We start from the raw sequence: 6,765 nt of genomic DNA on the forward strand, positions 1-6,765 counted from the left end.
CTATAATTTTTAAGTTCCAAACAAACAAGTTTTTGGACTAAGAAATTGAAATATAATTATCACCTTTAATTTAAACAAACTTAACATATTTTTGTGGCTTTCTTCAAGTTGATTACCTTTTAAGCTAATATCTGAATTAGAAACAGTGCTGAAGTTTCTTAGATCACTAACGGGTGCTTTAATAGAACAAGAGACTGCCTTTGAGGGTATCTTTTTATTGTTGAAGTAACGAAGCAGTTTAGTTGAAGACGGGAAGAGACTGGAAAGTGAACTCGGAGAATACACTCTATTTGTGAAACAGGATGTAACAACTCCAGAGGATTGGCAGAGTGTAATTGAAGAAACTGAAAAAGCATTCGGACCTGTTAATGTATTAATAAATAACGCTGGAATTGATGTTCCTGAACAGAGTTTAGACGAGTATTCAGAGGATACGTATAGAAAAGTAATTGAAGTGAACCAGACTTCTGTTTTCCTCGGAATGAAATATGTTGTTCCATCCATGAAAGAAGCAGGTGGTGGTTCCATCGTTAATATTTCCTCACTTGCAGGGATTATTGGAACATACAAAAAGATTGCATACACCGCTTCAAAATTTGCTGTAAGAGGAATGACGAAAGCTGCGGCACTCGAACTCGGTGACTACGGAATTCGTGTCAACTCAGTTCACCCAGGCTTTATCCGTACTCCAATGACGGAGCATCTAATTAACGATGAGCTGGAGCAAGTATTTCCATTACGTAGAGCCGGAGAGCCAGAAGAAGTTTCTAACTTAGTTCTATTTTTGGCATCTGAAGAATCGAGCTATTCAACAGGAGCGGAATTTGTCATCGATGGCGGATTGGGAGCACATTAAACAACATAGATAATAAAAAAGAAGTAAAAGAAACCAAACGTTTGAGGACTCAGCAAGCGTGAGTGCAATTAAACAGATTTTAAAAATGGGTTAAGGGAGAAACAGAGAAAGAGACAAATGAACTTTGTCTCTTTCTCTGTTTCTTTTCGTAATTTTATCAACTAGGCTTCTTTGAATTTAAGTCTTCTGAATTATAGATAACTCTATAAAGATAAAAAAGGATTTCTGATTTTAGTAACAGGCTCCATGATGAGTTACACCGAGCTAAATCTCAGGCTAATAAAATGAAAATCGCTTCATAGTTCATCAAAAACGAAACTTGGTTTAGATTCCTCCTTAAACTACGCACCCATTAGTTTAAGTGTAATTCTTCACAAACTATTAGTAGCTAATTCTATTGTATTTTTGATCGAAGAGAGAGAAATTGCTAATTCCACTCTTCCTATTCATGTTAAAATTTGATAACTACTTTTCCTTTAGTATGTCCACTATCGACTAAATTCAGTGCTTCATTAATGTCCTCGATTGTAAAATTGGTAGGGTCTATGGCTGGAACAATATTGTTTTCTTCAATGATTTTTGTAATTTTTTCTAATTGTTTTCCATCAGCTCTTACGAAAATGAAGCGATATTGTATACCTTTTTTCTTTGCTTTCTTATCAAACTTTGAGCCAACTAATCCAAAGATTATTTGCTTCCATTTAGGAAGACCTTTATCTATTGCAAACTGTTTATTTGGTGAAGTACGAAGACTTAGTAACCGACCGCCTGGTTTTATAATGGACAACTCTCGTTCGAATTCATCAGCACCTAGAGTATCGATTACAAAATCAACTTCGTCTAGTATTTCCCAATAATTTTCCCTTGTATAATCAATATATTGATCTGCACCAGCATTCAAAGTTCTCTCTTTAGCGGAAGGACTACCAGAAACAATAACATTTAATCCCATTGCTTTAGCTATAGGAACAGCCATTTGGCCAAAACTTCCTGAACCTCCTGGAATAAACACTGTTTGTCCCTTTTTTACATCTAACTCTTCTATTAAGCCTTGATATGCTGTCAAACCAGTTAAAGGTGCTCCAGCTCCAGTAACGAAATCTAAGTTTTTCGGCAAATGCCATATGGATTTAGCATCAACTGCAACATATTGTGCAAATGCCCCAATTTTTTCAATAGGGAGTCTTGTATAAATAGGATCTCCAACCTTAAAACCATATACATGATTACCCACTTTTTCGACAATCCCTGTTAGTTCATTTCCTAATACAAGAGGCATACCATAGTCTTGTATTAATTTTACACTTCCTGTAATATTTAATATTTCAAGAGGATTTATTGCAGCAACTTTTACTTTTACCAGTACTTCATTATCTTTAATACTTGGTATAGGGATGTCAACAATCTGCGCTTCAATGTTTTTCGAGTATTTTTGTATTTGAGCAGCTTTCATATTCTTTATCTCCTTCTAAAAAAACCACCAACTCTTACATTGATGGTTTTTATCATTCGCTTATTTCATTCATTGTAGTCTAGTCTTGCTAACAGTTAAACCTTGCCTATTATTATTTTAAGAAAGGATAATCTGTATACCCTTCTGCTCCCCCTGCATAAATGGTATTTCTATCAGGAGTATTTAGTGGGGCGTCCAATTTCAATCGTTCGACAAAATCTGGGTTGGCTATCATCCAAGTCCCTACAGTTATAACGTCCGCAAGTTCATTATCCAAGTCTATCGTAAGTTGGTCTAAAGTACGTCCTGCTCGGTTAACAAGAAGTGCTTGTGACCAAAGTTGACGGATATCTTGTAATAATGATTCGTTTCCGAAGTGCATGATGTGTAGATATGCAAGGTTGAGCTTGTCTAACTCGCTGATTAAATAGCGGTACATTTCACTACTTGATTCTCCCTCTTCTATTCCATTTAGTGTTCCTTGAGGAGAGAGGCGTATGCCTGTTCGTTCTGGACCAATCTCATCAACAACTGCTTTTGCTACTTCAATGGCAAATCGCGAGCGATTTTCAATCGTTCCACCATACGCATCCTGCCGTTGATTAGCATTTTCACTTAAGAACTGTTGAATAATGTAACCATTTGCTCCGTGGATTTCAACCCCATCTGCCCCAGCTTCTACCGCTGCTCATGCTGCTAGTCGAAACTCATTTATAACGCCTTTTATTTCTACTTCACTCAACGCTCTAGGTGTAGGAATCTCCTTCATCCCTTGTGCTGTAAATATTTCTGTATTAGGTGCAATAGCAGAAGGCGCAACAGCTTGACGGTGATGAGGCTTATTGTCAGGATGAGAGACACGGCCTACATGCATAAGTTGAACAAAGATTCGACCTCCTTCGTTATGCACTTTTGATGTTACCTTTTTCCACCCCTCCATGTGTGATTCTGTATAAATACCAGGTGTATTTGTATATCCCTGCCCATCCTCTGAGGGTTGAGTACCCTCACTTATTATTAAACCAACCGATGCACGCTGTCCGTAATACTCTGTTGCCAAATCACTAAGTGTGCCATCTGGCAGTGCTCTACTTCTTGTCATTGGTGCCATACCTAAACGGTTTTTTAGTTCTATGTTTCCAATTTTGACTGATTCAAATAACTTGCTCATATAATTTCCTCCTTTTTAATTGTATTCAATTTATTATAGAGATGTTGAATTCAAGAATGAATTGACGTTCTCAGCAAATAGCTCTGGAAATTGGAATAGGTGTCCGTGACCAGAATCAGGATATATAATGAGTTGGGCTTTTGGTAATTGCTCAGCTAAAATATAACTATTTTTAGTCGGAACCATAACATCGTTATTACCATTTGTCACAAGCACAGGGTGTTTAATGTTCTGTAACCAATTGTAATCATTATTGGATTTAGGTTGAGACCACGTTGCCAAAGCCTTTAATTGGGCTTGTTGTACTTGGTCAGAACTTTCAACCTTTTTCTGATTGATAATTCTTTGCAAAGATGCCATTCCCGCAGATTTACTTGTTTCAGTTGAACGATAGAAGAAAAACATGAAGTCATCTAAAGCATTCTCTGCATTCCCACCGTGTCGATTCATTCTTTCAAACACCTCCATCTCTGGATTAATTCCAGATTCTGGTCCAGTACCTGCCATAATGATTCGTCTAATTAAATTCCCTTCTTGTAATGCCAATTCTTGTGCAACCATTCCACCAATTGAAAAACCGAGAATATCGACTTGATTTAAACCAAGTGCTTTAATAAATTTCCCTGCATCTTGTGCCATCTCAGCTATCGTAGCAGGTGTTTGCCCATTCGTCTCACCAACCCCTTTGTTATCAAATAGGATTACTGGACGTTCCATCGCTATTGGACCAACCATATTAGGATCCCAATTTTCCATCGTTCCTCTAAAGTGAACTAGAAATACGACAGGTACTCCTGTTTTTTTACCAAACCTTCTATAAGCATAACTAGTATCTTCAACTTTAATAAATTCTGATTCAGATGGGATAGTACATATTGTCATTTGAATTTCTCCTTCGAACATTGAGTTCTTAAATTTTCATATAAATTAGTTGTACTACAACTTTTCTAGAATGAACATTCTAGAATGGGTGAAAAGAAAGCTAATCCAGCACTGAAAGTGTCAGATCAACAATGTTTTCTATATTATTTGAGTTGTAATTGGTTTTTACTAAGACCCTTAGACCTACCAGCGTGTTATTAAGATAAAGGGAGAGTAACTCAGGGTTATGTTCATTTGAGATATCACCCTTATTCTGTCCTTGTATCAGTAGATTGTAGAAAAGATTTTCTGTTCTGGTGAACATATCTGAGATTATTTGGGCAATTTCTTCGTCTAACAACGATAATTCGACGGCTGTGTTGACAGTCAGACACCCTTTGGGATAGTCACTATCTACTTTTGAGTTAATAACAAACATAAATACTTCTTGTATCTTTTGTTTGGTTGGTAAATCACGTTCAAGCCTCGACATTAATTTGTTTGTAATAAACTCTTCATAATACGTTAAAGCACTTAGAAACAGCGTACGCTTGTCTCCAAAAGTATCATAGATGCTTCTTCGATGAATGCCCATATGATCTACTAAATCTTGCATTGACGTTTTTTCATATCCTTGTTTCCAAAAAAGTTCCATTGCTTTTTTTAATGTTTGTTTTTCATCGAACTCTTTACTTCTAGCCATAATTCTTCTCCTCCCATACAAGAACATTTTATATAATGGAGATAGAATATTAATAAAAATATCCCATTTAAATACAAGAACGTTCATTCTAATTATTTCAAATTGTACTACAACTAATTTATTTTTATATAATATCATTTCTAGAACGATTAGTAAAGAATGATTAATTCTTTAGAATAACATCTACTTTACTTATATAAGAAATTGTTTATCGATGAACGCAAACATTGAGTTAAATCTCTTTTATTGTTCCGTTCTTGTGTCATTGCAACATTAACCCCACCTACACTTCTTCAACTAATCTGCTGCGTTAATTTAAGAAGAAACAAGGTTTTACTCCTTCTTGAAGTAAAACACTTGTTAGTCATACATGTAGCTCGAAAAATAACTTGCTTCACCACAGAAAATGAAAGAATTTTACGTTCTTCATGGGAGTTAAGAAGGAAATATTACTTTATTCCGCCAATTTGCTGATATTCTGTATCTCTAGATTTATCTTCCGTATTTGCTTGTCAATTTCATTAATTTGAAGGTCACTGGAAACTTGTTTTCTTTTTTCCACTAGCTCAACTCGTAATCTTTGCAAAAAAACGACTCTCCCTAACAAGCCCATCTCTTACCCACCTTGTTTATGAATTTTCTTTACCAAAGAAGACTAATATCTTTATTACCCTATACATTACCTCCTTTATAAATAAACACTTTTATAACTACTCTACTATCCGAGATTTAGACTGACTTAATAAATGGAATTTAGAGGGAATTAATTCACCTTGACATAGAAATTATCCATATCTTTGTATTCTAGAAGTCGAGATGATACTCCTTCTTGAAGTAAAGCACCCGTTCGTATTATATGGTCAGCCAGATATTTCTGGTTGACCATTTTTTATATCGATATATGATTGCGGTAGCCGGGGTAGAACGTAAGCACCCGTGGGGCTAATGTTCCCGTCAACTAATCAGTTCACCCCCTACTTGAAGAAACATGATTGAGGCTAGTTGGGACTCTGATCTCGTATAACAAGCGAAGCTATAATACTACATGGAGGAATAGGGGGTACCGGTTAATTTTACGACAAAGAAGGAAAAAAATGATGAATCCAGTAATTGGTCTTGGTGTGGCAAAAGGCGAAAGTCAGGTTCAAGAATTCAAAACAACCTTATAAAAAGAGCTTTAAAGTAGCACAAGCACACACACTCGAAGGCCTGACAATTCTTTTAGAGTTTATTTGAGAAATAGAAGTGGCTTCTGGAGAGGCCCCCATTGTTTTGGAATCTTCTACTGGCCTTTAACATACGCCAATTGTCCAATTTTTCGAAGACAGAGGATATTTAATAATCATGGTTAATCCACTCGTTTCGTATCGTGCAAAGAGTTCAAGTTTACGTAACCTTACTGGATTTGACTGTATCAAGTAAAGATTTTAATTTGCGTTAAAATGTTACATGAGGAGCACCCCTATCCAAAACACACAAAAAAGCGTATTTCCCACTAAATCAAATTAGTGGAATATACGTTTTATTTAGGTTTAGTTTGTCCAGTTTAATTAATATACTCCTTATTCAAGTAAACTGGGCTTTATTTCAATAAGAAAAAAAGCTTTACTCCTTCTTGAAGTAAAGCACCTTGTTAGTTGAAGAAGGATTAAATGCAGATGAGGGTGAATATAAATAATAGTCAATATGTAAAGGGGATTACGCTTATGAAAAATATTTTT

General features: G+C 35.7%; 4 protein-coding genes and 1 pseudogene. 1 reads left to right on the top strand and 4 read right to left on the bottom strand.

The window, feature by feature from the left end; genetic code table 11:
• The first annotated feature begins 259 nt into the window (after nucleotides 1-259).
• Nucleotides 260-856, top strand: coding sequence for an SDR family oxidoreductase (locus RUH95_RS21360; RefSeq protein WP_313894925.1), 597 nt, complete (start codon nucleotides 260-262; stop codon nucleotides 854-856).
• Between the two features lie 451 nt (nucleotides 857-1,307).
• Here RUH95_RS21360 and RUH95_RS21365 read toward each other — a convergent pair whose 3' ends face one another.
• The 4 genes and pseudogenes from RUH95_RS21365 to RUH95_RS21380 all read right to left on the bottom strand — a co-directional run bounded on the left by RUH95_RS21365 (nucleotide 1,308) and on the right by RUH95_RS21380 (nucleotide 5,044).
• Nucleotides 1,308-2,309: an NADP-dependent oxidoreductase gene (locus tag RUH95_RS21365; RefSeq protein WP_313894922.1), complete on the bottom strand. Its 1,002-nt coding sequence runs from the start codon at nucleotides 2,307-2,309 to the stop codon at nucleotides 1,308-1,310.
• Between the two features lie 112 nt (nucleotides 2,310-2,421).
• Nucleotides 2,422-3,480: pseudogene (locus tag RUH95_RS21370) on the bottom strand (alkene reductase).
• Nucleotides 3,481-3,513: 33 nt separating this feature from the next.
• Nucleotides 3,514-4,362, bottom strand: coding sequence for an alpha/beta fold hydrolase (locus tag RUH95_RS21375; protein ID WP_313894923.1), 849 nt, complete (start codon nucleotides 4,360-4,362; stop codon nucleotides 3,514-3,516).
• A 100-nt stretch (nucleotides 4,363-4,462) separates the two neighbouring features.
• Nucleotides 4,463-5,044 (bottom strand): TetR/AcrR family transcriptional regulator, encoded by a 582-nt coding sequence (locus tag RUH95_RS21380; protein ID WP_313894924.1) that lies wholly within the window; start codon nucleotides 5,042-5,044, stop codon nucleotides 4,463-4,465.
• Between the last annotated feature and the right edge of the window lie 1,721 nt (nucleotides 5,045-6,765).

This window comes from Psychrobacillus sp. (assembly GCF_032154225.1).
Taxonomy (GTDB): domain Bacteria; phylum Bacillota; class Bacilli; order Bacillales_A; family Planococcaceae; genus Psychrobacillus.